A 23,923-nucleotide genomic window follows, 5' to 3' on the forward strand; every position below is an offset into this window, starting at 1 on the left:
AAGGGTGAACAACATTGCACTATCGATATGCTTATATAGGTCTCCTTCTCTTTTTTATTGTATTGCTTACAGATTCCGCTGTTTATGCAGAGGCAAAAGAAGATCTATACAAAGAGCGAATGGCCTTATTTAAAAAAACCGAAGCACTTACACAAATCCCATGGTATTATTTTGCAGCAATGGATAATTACGAGCGAAATATACAAAAGGAAGATGAAGGAAAAGTAATCTCCATCGAAGTACCTGAAGAATTATGGTACGGATTAGGAAATAGCTCTCTGATTAAAAACGAAAGTCTTGTGACCTTTTTTAATGGAAAGGGAAAAGACGGAGATGGTGACAATCTTGCAGACCCGAAGAATGGCGACGATATCCTGTTTACCATCGGAAGTTATTTATTAGAATATGGCCAAACAGAGGAAGACATCAAAATTGCATTGTGGCATTATTATAAACGTGATTTGTCCGTACAAACTATCATGAATACAGCTAAGGTCTTTAAAACTTTTAAGAAGATTAATTTAACCGATCGTGATTTTCCTGTTGCTACGAATTATAACTACAGTTACCGCAGCACATGGGGAGACCGGCGTGGATTTGGTGGATTACGTATTCATGAAGGAACAGATATCTTTGCAGGTTATGGCACACCTGTAAAATCAACAACCTATGGAGTAATTGAAATGATGGGTTGGAATTTGTATGGTGGCTGGCGTATTGGCATACGAGACATCTACAATATTTACCATTACTATGGTCATATGAGTGGGTATGAAGATGATATCCAAGTAGGACAAGTAGTTAAGCCAGGCGATGTTCTTGGTAGTGTAGGCTCCACAGGTTATGGTCCTCCAGGAACTTCTGGTAAGTTTCCACCACACTTACATTATGGTATGTACAAGGATAACGGCTATAGTGAATGGTCATTTGATCCATATCCTTTTTTGAAAAAATGGGAGAGAATGGCGAAGTAATAAAGAAAAGGAGAGCCATCCTAAACAACGGCTCTCCTCCTTTTTATTTTGATTTTTTTACCGCATAGGTAATACTTGCTGCTAATCCACCCCAGATGACAATCATACCAAGGATCATAACAAAGATAGCACTTCCGCTCATATTATTTTGCCTCCCTCGTGTTTTCTTCTGATTCTACACGGGTATTGCCTTTCCACTTTGTAAGGGAAAGAATGATTCCTATTATTAAGGCACCAGCCGCTACTGACCAGCCTCCATATATGATAAAGGCGTCAGAATAGTTACCATAGTTACCTGTGTCTGTATCAAACTGTCTAAGTAAATTTTGAGCAAGAAGCTGATACATTTGAAAACCAAGCACAATTGGTGTAATAACGGTTAGGCAAATTGCCCACCAAGAGCCAAGTCGAATATCGGAAATCTCGTTTGCATGGTCCTTTAGGTCTTTTACTTGCCTTAGGATCCATGCCACCAAAACTACTTCGACTAGTCCTAATAGTGCAACTCCAAATTGGTTAATGAAATAGTCTGCTGCATCAAGAAAATTTAATCCACCTTGAGTAGAGAAAATAAGCGAAATAATTGCAGCTAATCCGCCACCGAACAATACCGCTTTTGTTCTGGAAATGTTGAATTTGTCAACAAGTCCTGCAACATAGGTTTCCGTAATGGACATTAAAGATGTAAGACCTGCAAGTACTAATGAAGCGAAGAATAAGAAGCCAAACAAGCCGTTCAACCCTGGAAATTCGTTAATAATGGCTGGGAAGACAACAAACGCCAAACCTACTCCGTCTGATACAACTTCATTTACTCCAACACCAGATTGAGCAGCCATGAATCCTAAGACAGAGAATACACCAATACCTGCAAGTAGCTCAAAGCTTGAGTTACCAAATCCAACAATAAAAGCATTATTTGTTAGATCCGATTTCTTTGGTAAGTAGCTTGAGTACGTAATCATAATCGCAAAGGCGATAGAAAGACTAAAGAATATTTGTCCGTATGCTGCAACCCAAACATCCGCGTCAAGAATTTTACTAAAATCTGGTGCGAAGAATGCCTGTAATCCGTCCAGTGCTCCCGGAAGGGTAATTGCACGAATAACAATAATAAGGAAAATAATGACCAATGCAGGAATAAAGATCCTGTTTGCAATTTCGATCCCCTTCTTAACACCTTTAAATAAAATACCTAGTACCAAAACCCATACAATGATTAGTGGAATAAGTACACCAGGTACAATGCCACCAACTTGACCAGGATCCACCATTTGCAAGTAATCATTGAATAAAAAGCTTTCTGTATCTGATCCCCAATTTTGATTAAAAGAGAATACCGAATACGACATAGCCCATGCAACGATAACAGAATAATAAGTGGAAATGACGAACGCTACAAGTACCGCCCACCAGCCAACAAATTCAGATTTTTTATTCATCCGCTTAAATGTTAGTGGTGCTGAGCCCCGATGCTTGTGTCCCATTGAAAATTCCATAATTAAGATCGGAATTCCTGCTGTAAGTAGTGCAAATAAGTAAGGAATAAAAAATGCGCCGCCTCCATTTTCGTAGGCAACAGCTGGAAAACGCCAAATATTCCCTAGACCGATAGCTGATCCGACAGCTGCCAAAATAAAACCAGCCCGCGTCCCCCAATTAGAACGTGATTCCATAATAAGACCTCCCCTTTTTTGTTCCTTTCGTCACAGTCAGTTTATGTACGAGTGAGGAAAGGAATGTTTAAAATCTTTGTTTTTTTCAGATATTTATGGTTGTATTATAAAGGTACAAACTACCTATGTCAAAGGAAATTTCACCTATTATGTGATTTGTGTCTTTATTCCCAAATAAAAAAGCCAGACAATTATCCAAGTTCACTGTGCGTGATGCCTCGAATAATTATCCAGCTTATATAAATATTTCTAGCTTCTATCTTTGCTAGTAGACGTCTTTGTTATAAAATTTAAAAAGATACTAACGACGATAATAATAATAAGTGTGATTATTAATGGTAGCCAAACCTGATTTGTTAATCCAACGAGCAAATACCCGATGCTTGCAGCAATGGCCGCCAATACAGCGTACGGCAACTGTGTTAGCACATGGTCAATATGGTTACTTCCAGCACCTGTCGAGGAAAGAATCGTTGTATCGGAAATCGGTGTACAGTGATCTCCAAAAACAGAACCTGCAAGTACTGCTGCTAACGATGGTAATAGGACAGTAGCATCTGTGACTGCAGCAACTTCCGCAGCAATCGGTAGCATAATGCCAAAGGTCCCCCATGAAGTCCCCGTTGCCAAGGCCATAAATCCTGAGATCAGGAAGAACAGTAATGGCAACATCGATGCACTAATCGAAGCATTGCTAACAAGCTCTGCCAAGTATTGTCCTGTTTCAAGCGTACTAATGATGGAACCAATCATCCATGCTAACACGAGAATGTAAATAGCCGGCAGCATTGTTTTTATTCCTTCAATAAACACCTTCATGGTGCTTGCTTTCGGTTTCGTTTGTGACACATGGAACAAGAGCGCAGTAAGTACTGCAGTTACTCCCCCAATAAATAGAGATAAGTTTACGTTCGTATTGGAGAAAATTGTTAAGATTGTTACGTTTTCACCAGACTCTTTTATTCCAGTATAAACCATAGCAGCCACTGTACCTGCAATTAACACAATTATCGGTACGAGCAAATGATAAATTTTCCCTTTTTCATGAGGCGTAATTTTATTCCCGAGATCACCAGGAATATTCTTTTGTTCAGGATCTACTAACTCTCCTGTTTCCATGGCACGTTTCTCATGCTTTCGCATTGGGCCGATATCAAGTTTAAAATAAGCAACAATAAAGACAAGCAATACAGCACCTAATGCATAAAAATTAAGGGGAATCATCTGAACAAACGCCTCTAGAGGTTGAATATCTGTAATGCCATTAGTCGCTAAGAGGCCTCCAAGTATCCCTATAATATACGCTCCCCAGCTTGATATGGGTGAAATTACAGTTACAGGAGCGGATGTAGAATCAATTAGATAGGCGAGTTTTGCTCTGGAAACACGATGGCGATCTGTAAGCGGACGTGCAATCTGTCCAACTGCAAGACTATTAAAATAATCATCGATGAAAATAATTAATCCGAGAACACCTGTCATAGCCTGCGAGCCAGTTCTTGTTTTAACTCTGTGAATCATCCATTGACCAAATGCCCGACTGCCACCAGAGGCTTGAAGAAAGGCCGTCATGATTCCTAAAAGTAATAGAAAACCTAATAATAACAAATTGCCAATATTCGGGGCACCTTCTGAAACAAATATATTGCTGAAGCTTGTTACAATTTCTTTAAGGGAGTCAAGAATTGCAAATTGATGAATAAACAAAGCTCCAATTATGATTCCAGCACCAAGTGAAATGTAAATATTGCGTGTTAACAATACAAGCAGCAGCATAAGTACTGCCGGTATAAGTGAAAATATAGTCCCTTCCATTCTGTTACCTCCGTAATTTTATTGGTTGGTAGTAAAGGGAAATGTAAGAACATAGGTATGCTGTCCATGCTAATAAAACATAACAACGTCATTCATAAAAAAGCACAAAAAAACAATGATAGAAAATAACCTATCATTGTTTTACAACATACGTTATCCTCCATTTCGATCAATAGTGCTCCATGCACACCTATGCATGACAGTACATCTCCTCTTCAAAGATATACCAGCTATAAATAAGTTTGACCCTTATTATGCTTCGGCAAACAATCCTTTCACCAGCTTTCATCGTTGTCATTCTCCAGCTGATTACTTATATTGCCTGCTCCTCTACCTCACCGATCTGATAAGATTTACTTATTGAATTTTCCTTTTATAATTCTACCAGTGTCTTAGTCGTTATTCAAGTCATTTCTTGGGATGGATATATTTGGACCTTCGCCACTACTCTCTCCACCACCTCGGTTATAAAACTCAGGTACATCTCCCATAATGACGCGAGAATCTATATAAACCTTCGTGCTTAATTGTGTAGTTTCTGTAGTAAAGGGTACTACGATCTGTACATTGACTGTGACAGGAATAAAAATTTCAATTAACGCACCATTTAAGCCAATCTCTTTCGTTTCATACATCACATCAGACTGAATACTGCCGACAATTTCAAAATGCACCGGAATTTTAGGTCCCAAGTTAGAAAGAATGGTAATACCAGTTGCCTGACCAATTGGAACTTCCACGACAGTTGGATCTTGATCAGCTAGTTCGTCCGGAGTATCACCATACTCAATAGGATCCAATTCTGGGTCATCTATATCAAGTGTTTCTCCTTTATTCATCCCATATAAAAAGTATTCGGCCCGATTTGTAGCAATACGAAGTGCTCTATTTACAGCAGCAGAATTCCATCCTAAAATAGCTACATTACCGTTTTCATCCATACGCACATCCATTAAATCGTCGAAGCTAATATTTTCTGTTGATTTAACAGCTGCGTTAATCGTCCTAGTCGCAAATTCCTCTGTTTTTGGCTTTGCAATATCAACTAACACTGGCGTTATTCCTCTATCAACAATAATGATGCTTGCTATTACCATCACAGCAAACAATACTGTTGTAAAAAGAAAAATATTTTTCGCTGGAGGTGCTGCTCTACTTTTACCAAAGCGTTTTCTGAATCTCATGTGGATAAAACCCCCTTGATACAAAACATATGCTTGTATCAAGAGGGCTAGAATCGTAAATTTAATCTACCATTACTTGTTTAACCGTTACATTTACCGTTTGTTCAAGATCAACTTCATAAGGCTCGGTTATCTTCTCCTCGTTCTCTTCCAAAATGCGGATGACTGGACGATCACAGGAGTTGGAGTTTTGTCTTAGCACAACTCCAACTCGTCCATCACTTAATTTAAGCGTTAATCCGTTTGGATAAGCCACAACGCTTCGCTTAAAGGCTTCTATCATTTCTTTATCAAATAGGTCTACCGCACCTGCATAAAGGATTTCCAATCCCTCGTGTGGAAGCATCGCTTCACGATAAACACGCGAGCTTGTTACGGCATCAAACACATCTGCAATTCCTATGACTTTTGCATAAGGGTGAATATCTTCTCCTTGAATTCCCCGTGGGTAACCAGAACCATCAAGCCTCTCGTGATGCTGATATGCACAGTGAGAAACCACCGCAGGTATGTAATGATGTTTGCGTAGATAATCATAGCCAATCTGAGTATGACCTTTGATTATTTCAAATTCCTCATCCGATAGCTTTGCGGGCTTTTGTAAAATGTCAGGTTCAATAAACATTTTTCCAATATCATGAAGAAGTGCTCCAACACCTATCTCAGTCAGCTGTTTTTTCGTGAATTTCATTTCCACTCCGATAGTCAGGGAGTAAATGGTCACATTTAACGAATGCTGAAAAACGTAGTTATCCGAGACAAAAATATCTGCTAATAAGGATAAGGCATTTTCACTTAGTTGAATTTCACTTAAAATCTGCTCTACCACATTGCTAAGTTCTTCTGATCTTTTTTCTAAAACATAAGAACGCTGTCCTAATCCTAATTCTTTTAATTCAAGAAATGTTTCTTTAATCGTGTTAGTTGCCTCAATCCGTAATTTATCAGGGATTACTTGGTCAAGATTTATATCATCTGTTTTCCCATCTTCAATGTATATGTATGTAATGCCATTATTAAGAAGTCGTTGTAATAATTTTTCCGTTAATCGCTTTCCTTCTTTAATCAATATAATGCCATTTTCATTGTAAATGGTTTGGGCAAGTATCGTCCCTGCAACCACTTTCTTTGTGCTGGCTATTCTCATCGTATTCTCCTAACCCCTGTCTACAAATGAAATGACGTTTATGAAGGTGCTAACAAAATTCGTTTTTATTCGACATAAACTCTATGAAAATAGTACCAAATATAAGCTGAAAATGCTATCATTTATTAAAAATGCCTTCCTAAAATGGAAGACATTGCATTAGGATATTTTTAACAAGGCATCTTTACCTATCATGCCTTCTTCCCAGCCATAGGCTTTTGAGGCATCCGTGATTTTTTCCAGAGGGGCATTTAATAAATCATCGATTGTACGCACACCGACAGCTCTCCCAGCAATAACATTACGGTCTTTAAGCTTTTCATTTAATACATCTACATCTAATGCAGCGCACATAATATAGCCTATCTCATTGGAAATCATCAGCAAGTTGGTTTTAGGAAGTTCCACACGAATGGCGGTAAAATGCATACCTTCTACTTCAAGAGGATTAATGGTGATCATGTCTACAAAGCCTCCTTCATCTGGTCCCTACATACTTATGCAACTGGAAGGGGCTTTGACACAATCCACAGCCTTAGTTTTTGGCAAACCTTCTTTTTAATGTGGTTGCAAGGTGATCTCTTAGAAATTCAGGAAGAAAATAATCCTTCACGGTTGATTTGGCTATTTCCGGTAACAAACGTCCAAACGTAAAGGTATCTGCCGTAGCCAATCTATACGTTCTGTGAGGGTCTAATGACTCGCCACCAGGTAAGCTCACTTCTTTCACAAACTCCTCGCCATTATCATGAAACGAAGTGTACACATGTAAACCAGCAAACACCATCCTGCCAAGGACCTCTCCTCTAAAGCCAAATCCCTTCAGCTTTAGTTCTGTAAAATCCTTTTTAAGAGTAGCTCTAACAACCTCAAGCAATTCATTTCCCGTTACCTCAACGACACAAGCATTAATAGGATGTGGACAGACCCGATGAATATCACCATAACTCACGTCACCTGTTGGCAACTGATCCAGAAGAACACCGGAATTTAACATTGCAATATCTGCATTCGTCCACATTTTTATTGTGTCGGTAAGTTCTTGCATAATTTCCGTATGTTTAAACCACTGTACCACAATAGGCTTTTTTAGATGGACGACTGTTTCTCCTAGGATAGAAGCAGCTTCTTCTCCAAGGGAATGTAGTGTCTGTTCTGTCTGTAAGTCTTTAGCATGGTTCGTAATATCTGTAGCATAAGCTTCTTTAGAGACTAACTTGCCTTCATCATGATCCCAGGTTAAAATAACTTCTCCAATAAAGCTGCAATGCTTCCCAGCAGCTGTAATTATTGTCTCGTTAATATTTTCACCGGTTCTTAGTAAGTGATGGGTATGCCCACCGATAATTACATCAATGTCTTTAAACCTCCGTGCTATTTCCTGATCTTCACTTAACCCTAAATGGGACAATAAAACGATAATATCTGTGGAAGCTTTTAACTCTTCCACACAGGTTGCAAGCATGTCAAATTGTGGAGATACATGCCATCCTAGTAATTCATAGAAATCATTAAAAGGCGCAGTAAGCCCTATGAATCCCACTTTAACCCCTTTTATGGACGACATCGTACAAAAAGGCTTCAACCAAGCTGGCTCATCTCCATCAAGGCTGTGTAAATTAGCACAAACAACCTGAAATGCTGCGTCATTATAAAGGTTAAAAAGGTCATCATGAGAAAGCGTGATCCCTTCGTTATTTCCCATTGTTACGACGTCATATTCAGCTTTATTTAAAAGTTCAACATTTGCTTTCCCCATAAATCCTTCAGAAATTGGATGGACCCGGTCCATATGGTCACCAATATCCACTACCCAAGAAGTATTCCCTTCTGCCATTCTGCTAGATTTCGCATCCTTTAAAAAGGAAACAACCCGAGGCCATTGTGTAAAATTACTATGTAAATCATTTGTATAAAATAAATGAATTCGTTCCTGCATTTCTTATTCACCTCACATTAACCCTTGATAAATCATTCGAATACCAATTAAAACGAGCACAATACGTAAAATCCATTCCAATGTCTTTCCTGTTAGACGTTGATTTACTTTGGCCCCAAGTTTTCCACCAATCCAAGCTCCTGGTATAAAGAAAAGAGCATATTCCCAAACAATGTGTCCTAATGAAATATGCGACACTGCTCCGAAAATACTTACAAAGAAAATCATGAACATGGAGGTCGCGGTAGCAACATGTGCTGGCATGCCAAAAAGTAAAATCATTGCCGGGACCATAATTGAACCTCCACCAATGCCAAATAAACCGGATAATGTACCAACAGCCAAGGATAGAAAAAAGGCCACTCCTAAAGGAACGTAATAGGTATATACCTCTCCTTCCAGTTCAAAACGCCTACTTCGTTTTTTGGGAGTTAAATTTGATTTAGCTGTATTCCGTTTTAAGAAAAACAGCAGGGAAACGATAATTATAAGCAACCCAAAGTAGAGTTGAAAGCTCTCTATTTCCACGAACTGATTTAACCATGACCCAATCATGCCTCCGGGGACACTCCCCAATACGAACCAAAGGCCTGTTCGATAATCTACCCTACCACTTTTCAAATAAGCGATTGTCGAAGAAAGCCCTGTAAAAACCATGGCAATTAACGAAATACCAACAACCGTTTGTGGCGTAACCCATGTGAAAGCGTCAGAAATTTGGGCTAGAAACAGAAGACTTGGAATTAAAACAATGCCTCCCCCTAATCCCATTAACGCACCGACAAAAGCTGTAAGCACCCCAATTATAATACAAATTAAAAAAACCATATCCGAATACCTTCTATCTCTTTTATTATCTATTAATACTAGCACGAATATTGATGTTTTCCCAATCAGGAACCCTAGTAAATGAAGGATGACTTCCCTTTTATAAGGATAAAATTGTCTACATAATAGTTAACAAAAATGTTGTTGACTAAAATCTAAAATAGGAGTAACTTTATCTTAATTTAATGTTCACCAGTATTCTTTATCCTTAATGGACCGTCATTTAATCGTTATCTATAAACCTAGTTATCTCCATGTTATAAAGGGAATCTTCATTTACTGGGGTCTCCCTCTTTTTCCAGCCAAATGTTAGACGAACGAATCGGACCTTTGCTGACAGTTAAGGCGGGATAAATTGTTAAATGTAATGGATCGATTAAAGAAAGAAGGTATTAAGCATGAAGTTGCTTTCTAAATCTACGCCACCACAGCTATTGATCATCATATTTGCTATCTCGATTATGATAGGTACTATTCTGCTTAAGCTACCATTTGCAACAACAGAATCGATTAGTTGGATCAATGCTTTATTCACGTCTACTTCAGCTATGACAGTTACTGGCTTAGCAGTTGTAGATACAGCATCCTCCTTCACCTTATTTGGTGAAATAATTATTTTAGTTCTCATACAACTTGGTGGACTTGGAATCATGTCATTTGCTGTGTTAATTGCAAAAATCTTAGGTAAGAGAATTGGCATAAAACGAAGGCTATTAGTGCAACAATCCCTTAATCAGAATTCGTTTGGAGGCATCCTTACACTAATAAAGTATTTATTCATCTTTTCTCTTACGATAGAATTAGTCGGCACTATTCTATTGTCGCTCGTTTGGATTCCTGAAATGGGATGGATAAAAGGTATTTATTACAGCTTTTTTCATGCTGTTTCGGCGTTTAACAACGCTGGATTTGCACTTTGGCAAGATAGCTTGACCGGGTATGTTGCAAACCCCATTGTGAATATTGGTATTACTTCTTTATTTATTTTAGGTGGTATAGGTTTTACTGTTTTAGTGGATATCTGGAAAACTAGGCGCTTTAAGAAACTAGCTTTACATACAAAATTAATGCTGGTTGGTACCTTCACCATAAACCTAGCTGCAATGCTTGTGGTATTTTTATTAGAGTATACTAATCCCGATACTCTAGGGAGTCTTGCTACTTTACAAGACAAATTGTGGGCTTCTTACTTTCAAGGAGTCACCCCAAGAACTGCAGGATTTAATTCCTTAGATATTGCTAGTTTTCGAGAACCAACTCTCTTCTTTATGATCCTGTTAATGTTTATTGGGGGAGGGAGTGCATCCACTGCCGGGGGAATTAAGCTAACATCGTTTATTGTTATTCTATTTGCCGTTGTTTCTTTTTTAAGAGGGAAAGAAGAATTGGTAATTAGCAAAAGAGCCATTAAACAATCCATTATACTACGTGCCCTTGCTATTACTTTTTTAGGCATGCTTTTTTTAGTGGCAGGTGTTTTTATATTATCTATTACGGAGAAAAGCCCTTTGTTAAGTATCTTGTTTGAGGTGACTTCTGCTTTTGGCACAGTTGGATTGTCTATGGGAATAACAGGCACCTTAACGGTGGCTGGAAAAATCGTTATTATCTTTATTATGATTCTTGGTAAATTAGGCCCGTTAACCCTGGCATTTTCTATTGCGAAGCCAGCTAGAACAAAGGTCAAATATCCTGGTGAGGAGATTATTACGGGGTAATATTTTTAAAATATAAAAAAAAACCCCTTGTGCATAAAATTTAATGTCACAAGGGGTTTTCTATTAACCGATTGAACCTTCCATTTCAAATTTAATTAGGCGGTTCATTTCAACGGCATATTCCATTGGAAGCTCTTTTGTGAATGGCTCGATGAAGCCCATTACAATCATTTCTGTCGCTTCTTCTTCCGATAGGCCTCTGCTCATTAAATAGAAAAGCTGCTCCTCAGAAACTTTAGAAACTTTTGCTTCGTGTTCAAGGGAAATATTATCATTGTAAATTTCATTGTATGGAATTGTGTCTGAAGTAGATTCATTATCCATAATCAACGTGTCACACTCAATGTTAGAACGTGCTCCTGTTGCTTTACGTCCAAAATGCACGATTCCACGATAGGATACTTTCCCACCATGCTTCGAAATTGATTTCGAAACAATGGAAGAGGATGTGTTTGGTGCTAAGTGGTGCATTTTAGCTCCAGCATCCTGGTGCTGTCCTTTACCAGCAAGGGCGATAGACAATGTCATACCTCTTGCTCCTTCGCCTGTTAATAGAACAGCTGGGTATTTCATTGTTAGCTTGGAACCAATGTTACCATCAATCCATTCCATTGTTGCATTCGCACCACAGTTAGCACGTTTGGTCACAAGGTTATAAACATTGTTTGCCCAATTTTGAATGGTTGTGTAACGACAGTATGCATCCTTCTTAACAAAGATTTCAACAACCGCACTGTGCAAGGAATTTGTTGTATAAACTGGTGCTGTACAACCTTCTACATAATGCACAGAAGCTCCCTCATCCACGATGATTAGCGTACGCTCGAATTGCCCCATGTTTTCGGAGTTAATTCGGAAGTATGCTTGTAGTGGCGTACTAGTTTGGACACCTTTTGGTACGTAAATGAATGATCCACCAGACCAAACAGCCGAGTTCAATGCAGCGAATTTGTTATCCGTTGCTGGAATAACTTTTCCGAAATACTCTTTAAAAAGATCTTCATTTTCTTTAAGAGCTGTATCCGTGTCTTTGAAGACAATTCCCATTTCTTCCAAGTCTTCTTTAAGACTGTGGTAAACAACCTCTGATTCATACTGTGCAGATACTCCTGCAAGATACTTCTGTTCCGCCTCTGGAATACCTAATTTATCAAAAGTTTGTTTGATTTCATCTGGTACCTCGTCCCATGTCCTACCTTGTCTTTCAGAAGGCTTTACATAGTAGACGATTTCGTCGAAGTTAAGCTCCGATAAGTCTCCACCCCATTGCGGCATTGGCATGTTATAAAAATGTTCCAATGATTTTAAGCGGTAGTCTAGCATCCACTGAGGCTCTTCTTTCATTTTGGAAATCTCTTCAACAATTTCGCGAGTTAGTCCTTTACCAGAACGGAAAACGGAAACGTCTTTATCATGAAAGCCATATTTATACTCTTCGATTTCCGGCATTTCTTTAGCCATTTTAAAACCTCCTATAAGTGTCTTTCCTATTCATTATCGTCATGGACACCTTTTTCCATTGCTTTCCACGGTAATGTTGCACACTTAATCCGTGCAGGGAATTTCGCAACTCCCTGTAATGCTTCTATATCTCCAAAATCCAAATCACCTGTGTCTAATTCTTCCCCAAGCATCATATTGGAAAATTGCTTGGAGAGCTTTAGGGCATCTGTTACTTCTTTTCCTTTAATGGTCTGAGTCATCATAGAGGCAGATGCCATACTGATCGAACAACCCTCACCATCAAATTTGGCATCTTTTACAATGCCATCTTCAACAAGCATTTGCAGTTGGATACGGTCTCCACAAGTCGGGTTATTCATATCCACCGTTAGTACGTCGCCTTCAATATTTCCTTTGTTACGAGGATTTTTATAATGATCCATGATGACCTGTCTATACAGTGTATCAAGGTTATTAAAAGACATCACCAAAATACTCCTTCGTTTTTAAAAGTCCATTGACCAAACGATCAACATCCTCTTCTGTGTTGTATAAATAAAAGCTGGCTCTGGCGGTTGCTGAAACTTCAAGCCATCTCATCAATGGCTGTGCACAGTGATGTCCGGCTCTTACAGCGATTCCTTCAGCATCAAGTACTGTCGCCGTATCGTGCGGATGAACATCATCTAGATTAAAGGTGATCAATCCTGCACGCTTTTCAGGTCCGAATATTTTAATTCCATCAATAGTATGAAGATTTTCCATCGCATAGCTAACAACTTTTTGTTCGTGCTCGGTAATGTTGTCCATCCCAACTTCATTAAGAAAATCAATTGCTGCGCCAAGCCCTATTGCTCCAGCAATAATTGGTGTACCTCCTTCAAACTTCCAAGGAAGGTCTTTCCAAGTGGAGTCATAAAGATTTACGAAATCAATCATTTCTCCACCAAACTCAAATGGTTCCATATTCTCTAGTAGACTTTTTCTTCCGTATAAAACGCCTATGCCAGTTGGGGCACACATCTTATGTCCAGAAAAAGCATAAAAATCACAGTTTAATGCTTGGACATCGATTTTCATATGTGGAGCGCCTTGTGCGCCATCTACTACCAATATAGCATCGTGCTTGTGAGCAATATCTGCTATTTCTTTAATTGGATTTACCGTGCCCAATACGTTAGAAACATGCCCAATTGCTACAATCTTCGTGTTTGCCGTGATTGTTTCCGCGGCATCCTCCAATGTGATGGTACCATCAGGCTGAAGTGGGATATATTTCAACTGTGCGCCAGTTGCCTTCGCTACTTGCTGCCATGGAATAATGTTACTATGATGCTCCATTTGCGTAAGAACGATCTCGTCACCTTCTGAAAGGTTCGCTCGCCCATAGCTATGGGCCACAGTATTTATTGCTGTTGTGGTTCCACGGGTAAAGATTACTTGTTTTGTACTCTCTGCATTAATGAAGTTACGCACTTTTTCCCTTGCGCCTTCATAGTTCTCTGTAGCACGTGTGCCTAAGGTATGAACACCCCGGTGAACGTTTGAGTTATCGTTCCTGTAATATGCATCCACCGCTTCAATAACACTTCTTGGCTTTTGAGAGGTTGCGGACGAATCCAAATAAACTAATGGGTGACCATTGACTTCCTGATGTAAAATCGGGAACTCTTGCCTAATGGCATTTACATCCATTAGTATACCTTCCTTTCAATAACTTGTGTTAACTGATTTTTAACAGCTTCAATTGGAAGTTGGTTTACAACAGGTGCAAGGAAACCGTGAATAATCAGACGCTCTGCTTCATTTTGGGTAATCCCTCGACTCATCAAATAATAAAGTTGTAATGGGTCCACACGACCAACAGACGCGGCATGGCCAGCTGTTACGTCATCTTCATCAATAAGCAAGATCGGATTCGCATCTCCACGTGCTTTTTCACTTAGCATAAGGACACGAGATTCTTGCTCTGCATTTGACTTAGAAGCACCATGTTCAATTTTTCCAATTCCGTTAAAAATAGAAGAAGCACTATCTTTCATAACACCATGTTGCAGAATATAACCTTCTGAGTTTTTCCCGAAATGAACGATTTTAGCTGTGAAATTTTGTGTTTGCTTCCCACGGCCAACAGTAACTGTCTTCGCATTTGATAGGGAATTATCTCCGACTAGATGCGTAATATTTTCCGAAACTGTATTTCCATCGTTCATTTGGCCAAGTGCCCAGTCGATATTAGCATCACGATAAGCTACACCGCGACGGTTGTTATAGACCGTGGTACCTGCTGCAAAGTTGTCTACAGCTCCGAACGAAATCTTAGCATTGTTTTGTGCAATAACTTCTGTCACAACATTTGCTAACGTTTCTTCTGTTTCATTATTAGAAATGTAGTTTTCTACATAGGTTAAAGAACTGTTTTCTTCTGCTACTACAAGCACATGATTAAACAATGCTGCTTCAGGATCTTCCTGCCAGAAAATAACTTGGAGTGGTACACTTACTTCTACGTTTTTTGGAACGTAAACGAAAATTCCACCGTTCATTAGGGCAGCATGTAATGCAGTCAAACGATGCTCATCAACAGAAACAGCATCTTTCATATAATATCTCTTTACAAGATCTTCATGCTCTTTAAGCGCAGTAAAGATGTCAGTAAAGATGACCCCTTGCTCTTTAAGCTCTTCACTAAGCGTTGCATAGGCAACAGAGTGGTTTCGCTGTATCAAAAGGTTTTCTGGAGTATTCTCTTCATCAAGGAAGCCTTGTAGTGCTTCAGGTAGTTCCTTTAGGGAAGAAATTTTGTCGCCTTCCGCTAAATGTTTAAACCGGCTGAAGTTCCATTTACCTATTTTTGTTTTATCAGGTTTTGGTAGCTCAAGTGCCTCTACTTGTTCCAAAGCTTGTAGGCGCAATGAAGTCATCCATTCCGGTTCGTTATTATCTTTAGAAAACTGATTAATATAGTCTTTATCGTATGGCAGCTTTGTTTCAACAGACATTGTATCCCTCCTAACTATTACGCGTTTTGACCAACTGTTTCATCTTTAATGCCAAGTTCTTCTTTAATCCAATCATAGCCTTCTGCTTCTAGGCGTTGTGCTAGTTCTGGTCCACCGGATTTAACAACACGACCTTGCATCATAACATGCACATAGTCAGGTGTAATGTAGTTCAACAAACGTTGATAATGCGTAATAATTAAGCATCCAAAGTTCTCATCACGAAGCTTGTTAATTCCTTTCGATACGATTTTAAGTGCATCAATATCCAAGCCTGAGTCAATTTCGTCTAATATCGCAATTTCTGGTTTCATTAGCATTAATTGAAGAATTTCATTACGTTTTTTCTCTCCACCAGAGAACCCTTCATTTAAATAACGTTGTGCCATGTTCTTATCAATCTCAAGATAGTCAAGAACGCTATCCATTTCTTTAATAAATTTCATTAAGGAAATTTCGTCTCCTTCTTCACGTCGAGCGTTCATAGAAGAGCGAAGGAAGTCTGAAGTTGTTACACCGCTGATTTCACTTGGATATTGCATCGCAAGGAAAAGGCCCGCACGTGCGCGTTCGTCTACTTCCATTTCTAGAACATCTTCCCCATCAAGCAAGATGCTTCCTTCTGTTACTTCATACTTCGGATGTCCCATAACAGCGGATGCCAAGGTCGACTTACCTGTCCCGTTCGGTCCCATCACTGCGTGGAACTCGCCACCTTTTATCGTAAGGTTAACACCCTTTAATATCTCTTTGTCTTCAATTGATACATGAAGATTTTTAATTTCTAATGTAGATCCAGCCATAATGATACCTCCAACTACTAATATTTTTTCTTATTATCAAACGGATTCAATATCCATTCTCAATTTATTCTCATTATAATCTTAAAGCATTTCAAATTTATTATCAACTTTTTTAAGTTAATGAGACTCTTACATTTACCACCAATTCTAATACATTAAAAAGGAGGATTGCAAGTTCGCTCAGAACAGCGTAATTCATGGTAAATGAAATATATTTTGCTTTTGACACAAGAAAATAGACCCTCAAATTGTGAGGGTCTAAATGTCTTACATTTTATTCAAATTGTTAAGAAGCGCTTTGCTCTTTTCATATTCCTTTTGACGGTTTTTCTCCACGTTTAGACGTGTTTCCAATTTTCTTTCATACTCAGCATATGGCACCTTGTGCGTTTGCTGCATGCCCTTCTCCATTTCTGGAGTGTAATTTAGGCTTATTCCACTATTGATAGTGAACCATCCTTTCGTTTTGTTTACATAAATTAATGTAACACAACACGATACCCTGAACAATTCAGGTATAAACCCTTCTAATGGTTTTAAAATTTATATAGTGGCTTATATGAAGCCTCACGATTATCTACCCCAAAGTTCTTCTTAATATCTCTTAATTACACACGGTTCCTTTATATTTGGGAAAATTTATTCTTTTCCATTAACAGGGACAACAGCGCCCTTATATTCTTCCTTAATGAAGTTTTGAATTTCTTCAGAGTGTAGTACATCTACAAGTTTATTTAATGCTTCATCATCCTTATCCTCTTCTTTTACAGCAATGACGTTAACATAAGGAGAATCGTCACCTTCTACAAAAAGAGCATCTTCTTGTGGGTTTAATCCAGCTTGGATTGCGAAGTTTGTATTGATTACTACCAGCACATTTTCTTCAGATTCATATAGGCTTGGAAGCAATTCTGGATTGGAATCCGGAGAGAATTTAAGGTTTTTAGGATTCTCCACAATATCCTCCACTGTTGCAGAATCTTTATTCACATTCTCATCTAGTTTTATTAACCCTTCTGCTTCAAACAAGGATAGAATCCGGCCATGGTCTGGCACAGAATTGCTCATAATTACCTCTGTTCCTTCTGGTACTTCCTCTATACTTGTAAAGTCCTTCGAGTATACGCCAATCGGTTCGATGTGAATACCGCCAATTTCGGTTAACTCATATCCAGTATCCGCAATAGTTTGCTCTAGGTAAGGGATATGTTGGAAATAGTTCGCATCAATTTCACCACTTGCTAAATCGTCATTTGGAAGCACATAGTCTTCGTATTGTTCTATTTCTAAAGTAATACCTTCTTCTTCAAGTAGTGGCTTTGCCTCCTCTAAAATTTCAGCATGTGGGACACTTGAAGCACCTACTTTAATTGTATTGTCATTTTCGGATGTAGAGTCGTCCCCTCCACCACAGGCAGCTAATGCCAAAATAGCTAATAATGATACGAATGCTAATAATTTTTTCATGTTTATTTCTCCTTTTTCTTTTTATCGTTTATCTAGTTTCGATGAAATAAAATCTCCAATAAATTGGAAAATAAATACGATGATTACAATGAGTACTGTACAAAGGAAAACTATATCAAAATCGCGACGCATGAAGCCAGAATAGTAGGCATAGCTTCCTAATCCGCCCGCTCCAATGGCACCAGCCACAGCCGTGTACCCAATAAGCGCAATCGCAGTTACGGTAATCCCAGATATTAAAGCAGGCATTGATTCAGGTAATAACACTTTGAATATGATCGTTCTCGTTTTTGCGCCCATAGCTTTTGCAGCCTCGACTACCCCTTTGTCTACTTCACGAAGGCCAATTTCAACTAGCCTCCCATAAAAAGGAGCGGAACCAATGATTAATGCTGGCAACGCGGCAGAAGGACCACGGATTGTCCCAATCAGAAAGTCAGTGAACGGGAACAATAGGAATATTAAGATGATGAATGGAATGGCACGGAATACATTCACTACAACTGCTACAATGAAGTGAACCCCTTTATTTTTCCAAATCCCATCCTTGGATGTCATATAAAGCAGCAATCCAAGCAATATTCCAAGGATAAAGGTTCCTACTAACGAGATAATGGTCATGTAAAATGTTTGATTCGTTGCTTCTATCAGATCTTCTGCTTTTATATTCTGGAACCAATCATTTAGCATGCTGGATCACCTCCATCTCCACAGAAGCTTTTTCTTCAATGAATTTAAGAACTTCTTGCAGTTCCGCCCCAGCAACTTGTACGATGAGATTGCCATACGCGCCTGCTTGGGTTTGAGTGATTTTACCTTGTAATATATTTATATCCACATCATAGTTCTTGGAAAGCTGGCTGATAAGCGATTGATTGGTTGTCTCCCCGATAAAATGGAGACGTAGAATACTACCTTCAGTATACGCTTCTGTTATGCTCTCCATATCCTCGTCTTCCTCACCAGAGCCCATTACTTGGGATACGAACTTTTTCGTTACGTCTTGGCGAGGGTGAAGAAACACATCCATGACCTCTCCCTGTTCGACTACCTTCCCTTTTTCCATCACTGCAACATGCTTACATATTTTACGAATTACGTGCATTTCATGGGTGATTAAAATAATCGTAAGTCCAAGCTGCTTGTTTATGTCTACAAGCAAGTCCAAAATTGCATTTGTGGTTTCCGGGTCTAAAGCAGAGGTTGCTTCATCACAAAGCAGAACTTTTGGTTTATTGGCAAGTGCTCGGGCTATTCCGACACGCTGCTTTTGTCCCCCGCTTAACTGGGAAGGATAAGCTTTCTCTTTCCCTGATAATCCCACAAGATCAATTAACTCTTGAACACGACGTTGTCTTTTGGCTTTGGACAGCCCTGCTATTTCTAATGGAAAAGCAATATTGTCCTCCACTGTTCGTGACCATAATAAGTTAAAATGCTGAAAGATCATGCCGATATCCTGGCGAGCTATCCGTAGTTGGCTAGTAGTCATCGCTGTAATGTCCTCGTTGTTTATTGTAATTCGACCACCACTAGGTTCTTCAAGCCTATTCAGTAATCGGACGAAAGTACTTTTACCAGCTCCACTATAGCCAATCACACCAAAGATGTCGCCCTCTTCAATACGAAGATCTAAGTTTTCAACCGCAGTTGTCTTGCTATTGTTTGAAGTAAAAATTTTACTCAAACCTTCAATCGATATCACATTATTCCTCCTTCACAATCTAGAAAATGCGTAGATTCCCCTACCTCTCTTATGTTGCATCCTTATAGGTCTTTGGACGAAGACTAACTCATTCAAGAGAAAACTTGCCAATAGTATGCCCATATAAGAAAGTTAAACACCACGGTAGCTTATAAGATAGATGGAATGGGACCTAGCTGCATCCTTCCATACAAAATTAAAAAAACGCCATTCTGAAAGAACAGAATGACGTAGTAAGTCGTCTTCATGTTCCCTCATCTGTCAAAGTTTACACTTTGCAGGAATTGGCACCTTTCAACTAGATAATGTTAGTTGAAGGTTGCCGCGGGTTCATAGGGCCAGTCCCTCCACCGCTCAAGATAAGAGTCAATAATTATATTCAATTTAAAACGATAGAATTGATAATATCATGCAATATTCCTTGTGTCAACAAAACTTTTACGGATTAATTTTTAACAAAAAGCTCTGGTTTATACTCCATTAAATAATTGTATATATTAGGAATAGATTGGAACGCATAAACCTTTTCCTTTATCTCATGGTCTTTCATTATGAAAAGACAAGGGACGCTCTCAATTTGCTGTTGTCTCATAAAATCAGGGTGAAGCGAGGCGTTCATTTCATAAAAAATAGTTTCCTTATGAACTTGTTCGATTTTTTCCAACATCGTCCTCGCTAATGCACACGTACCACAAAAAGGAGTATAAATATAAAGCAAATAATTTCCATTCTGTAGTGTTTCCGTTGTTATTTCTTGCACAAAATCACCTAACCAATCTGCCTCATAATAAAAATAGAGGGTTAACCGCTATCCTCTTGCTTAACAGTGCTGTAGCAAGTGCTTGTTCAGGTGTCGTGGCAACCTCCCTGTATTCACTGCTCACATAAATATGTTCAGCATGTGGGAGTTCCCTTGCCAACTGCTTTCGCAACTTATTCCCTGAATAGTCTTCGTCCACTAAAATGTAAACATCCTTATAGTCAAGCTCATACGTCTCAAGTAATTCATCAAGACGTTCCACTCCAAGTGTTCCATTTGTACAAACAATTGTTACTTCGTCTGTAATCACTTTCTTAACTTGTCGTTTATCTGTTAAACCCTCTACTATAATTACTTTCTCATTTTCATGTGACATGGTTACATAGCTCTCCTCAAAAATCAAGCAAGATGTTTTTTATAAATATCTTTTCCTAATTAGAGTATATGAACAAAAGAAGGCCAACTATACAACTTTTCGAAAGATGCACGTCAGCCTCCCATTTTCGTTACTATTCTTCGTCGTTAAGTAAAGCCTCATAGGCATCCGCATTAAGAAGTTCATCCAATTGCGTGTCATCAGATGGCTCTACAACTACCATCCAGGCTTTTTCATACGGGGATTCATTTACAAACTCAGGGCTATCCTCTAAATCTTCGTTTACTTCCACTACTTTCCCACTAACTGGAGCATATAATTCAGATACGGTTTTAACCGATTCTACACTGCCGAATGGTTCGTTTAATTCTAAATCATCGCCAACCTCTGGAAGTTCTACAAACACAATATCACCAAGTTCATCTTGTGCAAAATCTGTGATACCAATACGCAGCTTGCCATCTTCCTTTTTTACCCACTCATGCTCTTTTGAATATAATAAATCCTTCGGTGTGCTCATTGTGATCCCTCCAATATGTAATCCATCTTAACTATAACCTAATTCGACTGTATTTTTCTAGTCAAAATTTTTAATTAAGATTGCCATGTCTCCTGATAAACTTCTTCCTTAAAACCAACGGTAACCTTTTGGCCATCTGTAGCAATCGGCCGCTTAATGAGCATCCCGTCTGATGCTAAGATGGCTGCCATCTCCTCGTCAGAAGCATTTGCTATTTTTTCTTTTATATTTTCTTCTCGATATTTTTTGCCACTCGTGTTAAAGAATTTCCTCGCTGGCAAATCGCTTTTATCGATTAGTTCAAGAATTGTTTCTTTAGAAGGCGTGTTCTCTACAATATGAACAGCATTATAAGAAACTTCATGATCTTCTAGCCACTTTTTTGCTTTCTTGCAAGTACCACAGTTCGGGTACCAATAAAATGTAAGAGCCATTGGCCTAACCACCTTAATCTACTTTTGATTAGATTATAGCAAATTTAGAATAAAAATGACGAGCCAGACAACTTAGAAAAAAACTTCTGATTTGTTATGAAAAAACTAAAAAAAAGACTTCAAATTCCTCAGCTAGAATTTGAAGTCTCTCTGTTACGAAGGCATTTTTGTATAAAGTGAATCTTCATTCGTTGGGTGTTTCCCTTCCTCCCCCACCAAATGTTAGTTGTACGAATCAGACCTTAACTGGCAGTTGATCACATGGGTCTTAGTGCAAGTTAAGGGGATGAATAAAATCTTCTAGCATAACCGATTAAACAATATACTTCTCTTCCTCAATCAGTTGATCAGCAATTTCTCTTTTCTTGGCAACAACGTTTGTCGGGGTGTGACGCGTTAACTTTCTTAATGAAGAAAGCATCGTTCTTAAAGTATCCCCTTCTTCAACTGCAATTAACGTTTCCTTTGCATCTGCTTCAATTCGGTTAAATGCTTCCTGCACATAAACCTGCGTATATGCCAACTTAAGATTACTTTTTTCCAACCCGGAATTGTTTATCGCTTTTTCCGTACGCAAGATGGCCGCTTCCATGTTGTAGACCTCTGCTGTCATATCAGCAAGGTTTACAAGGATTTCCTGTTCTCTATCGAGCTTTTTCATATATTTCTGTGCCGCTAATCCTGCACCAAGTAAAACCATTTTCTTGGCATTACGCAGTAAATATTTTTCTTGTGCAAGTGGCTCATCTCCCACTTCCTCCGGCGTCATCATCATTAATTCCTCTTGAAGCGTTTGAGCCTTTTGCAATAAAGGAAGTTCACCTTTCATCGCTTTTTTCAACAATGTTCCTGGTACAAGCAGTCGGTTAATTTCATTTGTACCCTCAAAAATTCGGTTAATCCGGGAATCACGGTAAATGCGCTCTACTTCATATTCCTGCATAAAGCCGTAACCACCATGAAGCTGAACTGCTTCGTCCGCTGTGTAATCCAATAATTCGGTACACATGTATTTATTCATTGAGCATTCAATTTGGTATTCCGCAATAGCTCTGGCTACTTCTCTTCCGTCATTTAGCTGCTCTTCCGTTAAAGCACCCATCCGTTGCTCAAATAGCCCAACTGTACGGTAAACTGCACTTTCATTTGCATAGATTTCTGCAGCCATTGTTCCAAGCTTTTCCTTTGTTAGAGAGAAGCTAGAGATCGGTGTTTGGAATTGTTTTCGATCATTTGTGTATTTTACCGCAAGTTCAAATGCACGTTTTGAGCTGCCAACACCGCCAATAGCCAACTTATATCTCCCCACATTGAGAATATTAAAGGCAATGACATGGCCGCGGCCTTTCTCCCCAAGCAAATTCTCTACAGGCACTTCGGCGTCCTCTAACACTAGTGTACGAGTGGAAGAGCTCTTAATTCCCATCTTCTTCTCCTCAGGACCTGTTGACACACCTGGAAATTCTCTCTCCACAATAAATGCACTAAAATGCTCGCCATCTATTTTCGCATACACTACAAATACATCGGCAAATGCAGAGTTGGTAATCCATTGTTTTTCCCCATTTAGAATGTAATGAGTACCCGCTTCATTTAAGGTTGCCGTTGCCTTTGCGCCTAAAGCATCTGAACCGGAGCTCGGCTCTGTTAAAGCGTAGGCAGCAAGTAATTCACCACTAGCTAACTTCGGTAAATATTTTTCCTTCTGCTCTTCATTCCCGAAAAATACGATTGGTAATGAGCCAATGCCTACATGTGCCCCGTGGGTAACAGAAAAACCACCTGCTCTGGAAAATCTCTCTGTAATTAACGATGAGCTAATTTTATCGAGCGCGAGTCCGCCGTATGCTTCTGGAACATCTGCCCCTAAAAGTCCCAGTTCTCCCGCTTTCTTAAGTAATTCCACAGAATATTCAAATTCATGGTTTTCAAGGTTTTCCACCTTTGGGAGTACTTCACCTACAACAAAGTCTTCCGTCGTTTTTGCAATCATCTTATGCTCATCTGTGAAATCTTCTGGTGTGATGATATCATCTGCTGTTAAATCCTCTACTAAAAATGCTCCACCTTTAAACAATTTATCCTTTGTTTCACTCATCATCCATTTCCCCCTTATTATGATATTATTTCAT

Annotated in this window: 24 protein-coding genes and 2 riboswitches; of the genes, 2 read left to right on the forward strand and 22 right to left on the reverse strand. The window is 39.0% G+C overall.

The genetic code is table 11. The features are described 5' to 3' along the window. Positions 1 to 14 precede the first annotated feature (14 nt). Positions 15 to 974 (forward strand): M23 family metallopeptidase, encoded by a 960-nt coding sequence (locus LG273_RS12645; protein ID WP_404454068.1) that lies wholly within the window; start codon positions 15 to 17, stop codon positions 972 to 974. 43 nt (positions 975 to 1,017) lie between these two features. Here the strand turns inward: LG273_RS12645 and LG273_RS12650 are convergent, their stop codons facing one another. From LG273_RS12650 to LG273_RS12685, 8 genes are all read right to left on the reverse strand, one after another. Then, a complete protein-coding gene (locus tag LG273_RS12650) occupies positions 1,018 to 1,116 on the reverse strand; it encodes a methionine/alanine import family NSS transporter small subunit (protein ID WP_379561770.1) in 99 nt (32 codons plus the stop codon). A gap of 1 nt (position 1,117) precedes the next feature. Then, positions 1,118 to 2,650, reverse strand: coding sequence for a sodium-dependent transporter (locus tag LG273_RS12655; protein ID WP_404454070.1), 1,533 nt, complete (start codon positions 2,648 to 2,650; stop codon positions 1,118 to 1,120). Between the two features lie 249 nt (positions 2,651 to 2,899). Continuing rightward, positions 2,900 to 4,465 (reverse strand): Na+/H+ antiporter NhaC family protein, encoded by a 1,566-nt coding sequence (locus tag LG273_RS12660; RefSeq protein WP_404454073.1) that lies wholly within the window; start codon positions 4,463 to 4,465, stop codon positions 2,900 to 2,902. A gap of 165 nt (positions 4,466 to 4,630) precedes the next feature. After that, a riboswitch (Lysine riboswitch) is annotated at positions 4,631 to 4,806 on the reverse strand. Between the two features lie 51 nt (positions 4,807 to 4,857). After that, positions 4,858 to 5,649 carry a sporulation protein YunB gene (gene yunB, locus LG273_RS12665; protein WP_404454076.1) on the reverse strand — a complete coding sequence of 264 codons (792 nt, stop codon included), beginning with the start codon at positions 5,647 to 5,649 and terminating at the stop codon, positions 4,858 to 4,860. Between the two features lie 61 nt (positions 5,650 to 5,710). Next, positions 5,711 to 6,796 (reverse strand): HD-GYP domain-containing protein, encoded by a 1,086-nt coding sequence (locus LG273_RS12670; RefSeq protein WP_404454079.1) that lies wholly within the window; start codon positions 6,794 to 6,796, stop codon positions 5,711 to 5,713. Between the two features lie 159 nt (positions 6,797 to 6,955). Further along, positions 6,956 to 7,258 carry a YunC family protein gene (locus LG273_RS12675; RefSeq protein ID WP_379561777.1) on the reverse strand — a complete coding sequence of 101 codons (303 nt, stop codon included), beginning with the start codon at positions 7,256 to 7,258 and terminating at the stop codon, positions 6,956 to 6,958. A 73-nt stretch (positions 7,259 to 7,331) separates the two neighbouring features. Further along, the gene (locus LG273_RS12680; RefSeq protein ID WP_404454082.1) at positions 7,332 to 8,735 is read right to left on the reverse strand and encodes a bifunctional metallophosphatase/5'-nucleotidase; all 1,404 of its coding nucleotides are present in this window, start codon (positions 8,733 to 8,735) and stop codon (positions 7,332 to 7,334) included. 12 nt (positions 8,736 to 8,747) lie between these two features. Beyond that, on the reverse strand, positions 8,748 to 9,563 hold the full coding sequence (locus tag LG273_RS12685; protein ID WP_404454085.1) for a sulfite exporter TauE/SafE family protein: 816 nt from the start codon (positions 9,561 to 9,563) through the stop codon (positions 8,748 to 8,750). Positions 9,564 to 9,961: 398 nt separating this feature from the next. Between LG273_RS12685 and LG273_RS12690 the strand changes: the two genes are divergently transcribed. Next, positions 9,962 to 11,281, forward strand: coding sequence for a TrkH family potassium uptake protein (locus LG273_RS12690; RefSeq protein ID WP_404454088.1), 1,320 nt, complete (start codon positions 9,962 to 9,964; stop codon positions 11,279 to 11,281). 63 nt (positions 11,282 to 11,344) lie between these two features. On the opposite strand, the gene sufB is transcribed toward LG273_RS12690, so the two are convergent. The 14 genes from sufB to LG273_RS12760 form a co-directional block, all read right to left on the reverse strand. Next, complete coding sequence (gene sufB, locus LG273_RS12695; RefSeq protein WP_404454091.1) at positions 11,345 to 12,742, reverse strand: Fe-S cluster assembly protein SufB; 1,398 nt, start codon at positions 12,740 to 12,742, stop codon at positions 11,345 to 11,347. A 26-nt stretch (positions 12,743 to 12,768) separates the two neighbouring features. Then, positions 12,769 to 13,209 (reverse strand): Fe-S cluster assembly sulfur transfer protein SufU, encoded by a 441-nt coding sequence (gene sufU, locus LG273_RS12700; RefSeq protein ID WP_404454094.1) that lies wholly within the window; start codon positions 13,207 to 13,209, stop codon positions 12,769 to 12,771. Continuing rightward, positions 13,199 to 14,419 (reverse strand): cysteine desulfurase, encoded by a 1,221-nt coding sequence (locus LG273_RS12705; RefSeq protein ID WP_404454097.1) that lies wholly within the window; start codon positions 14,417 to 14,419, stop codon positions 13,199 to 13,201. Before LG273_RS12705 ends, sufU begins: the two co-directional genes overlap by 11 nt. After that, the gene (gene sufD, locus LG273_RS12710) at positions 14,419 to 15,726 is read right to left on the reverse strand and encodes a Fe-S cluster assembly protein SufD (RefSeq protein WP_404454100.1); all 1,308 of its coding nucleotides are present in this window, start codon (positions 15,724 to 15,726) and stop codon (positions 14,419 to 14,421) included. The genes LG273_RS12705 and sufD overlap by 1 nt, the downstream gene beginning before the upstream one ends. A gap of 17 nt (positions 15,727 to 15,743) precedes the next feature. After that, a complete protein-coding gene (gene sufC, locus LG273_RS12715) occupies positions 15,744 to 16,529 on the reverse strand; it encodes a Fe-S cluster assembly ATPase SufC (protein WP_379561790.1) in 786 nt (261 codons plus the stop codon). 639 nt (positions 16,530 to 17,168) lie between these two features. Beyond that, positions 17,169 to 17,996, reverse strand: a complete 828-nt coding sequence (locus LG273_RS12720) for a MetQ/NlpA family ABC transporter substrate-binding protein (protein WP_404454103.1) — start codon at positions 17,994 to 17,996, stop codon at positions 17,169 to 17,171. 21 nt (positions 17,997 to 18,017) lie between these two features. Further along, complete coding sequence (locus tag LG273_RS12725) at positions 18,018 to 18,686, reverse strand: methionine ABC transporter permease (RefSeq protein WP_379561793.1); 669 nt, start codon at positions 18,684 to 18,686, stop codon at positions 18,018 to 18,020. Beyond that, a complete protein-coding gene (locus LG273_RS12730) occupies positions 18,676 to 19,701 on the reverse strand; it encodes a methionine ABC transporter ATP-binding protein (protein WP_404454107.1) in 1,026 nt (341 codons plus the stop codon). Before LG273_RS12730 ends, LG273_RS12725 begins: the two co-directional genes overlap by 11 nt. 132 nt (positions 19,702 to 19,833) lie before the next feature. Beyond that, positions 19,834 to 19,959, reverse strand: coding sequence for a hypothetical protein (locus LG273_RS12735; RefSeq protein WP_404454110.1), 126 nt, complete (start codon positions 19,957 to 19,959; stop codon positions 19,834 to 19,836). Beyond that, positions 19,953 to 20,067, reverse strand: a riboswitch (SAM riboswitch). It overlaps the preceding gene by 7 nt. Before the next feature lie 79 nt (positions 20,068 to 20,146). Beyond that, positions 20,147 to 20,461 (reverse strand): thioredoxin family protein, encoded by a 315-nt coding sequence (locus tag LG273_RS12740; protein ID WP_379561795.1) that lies wholly within the window; start codon positions 20,459 to 20,461, stop codon positions 20,147 to 20,149. Between the two features lie 22 nt (positions 20,462 to 20,483). After that, positions 20,484 to 20,837 (reverse strand): toprim domain-containing protein, encoded by a 354-nt coding sequence (locus LG273_RS12745; RefSeq protein WP_379561796.1) that lies wholly within the window; start codon positions 20,835 to 20,837, stop codon positions 20,484 to 20,486. Positions 20,838 to 20,970: 133 nt separating this feature from the next. After that, positions 20,971 to 21,357: a glycine cleavage system protein GcvH gene (gcvH, locus tag LG273_RS12750; protein ID WP_404454115.1), complete on the reverse strand. Its 387-nt coding sequence runs from the start codon at positions 21,355 to 21,357 to the stop codon at positions 20,971 to 20,973. A gap of 74 nt (positions 21,358 to 21,431) precedes the next feature. Next, positions 21,432 to 21,791: an arsenate reductase family protein gene (locus tag LG273_RS12755; RefSeq protein WP_379561798.1), complete on the reverse strand. Its 360-nt coding sequence runs from the start codon at positions 21,789 to 21,791 to the stop codon at positions 21,432 to 21,434. Between the two features lie 313 nt (positions 21,792 to 22,104). Beyond that, positions 22,105 to 23,889: an acyl-CoA dehydrogenase family protein gene (locus LG273_RS12760; protein WP_404454118.1), complete on the reverse strand. Its 1,785-nt coding sequence runs from the start codon at positions 23,887 to 23,889 to the stop codon at positions 22,105 to 22,107. Positions 23,890 to 23,923: the final 34 nt, after the last annotated feature.

It is taken from the genome of Oceanobacillus kapialis, from assembly GCF_044790185.1.
Classification (GTDB): Bacteria; Bacillota; Bacilli; order Bacillales; family Amphibacillaceae; genus Oceanobacillus_B; species Oceanobacillus_B kapialis.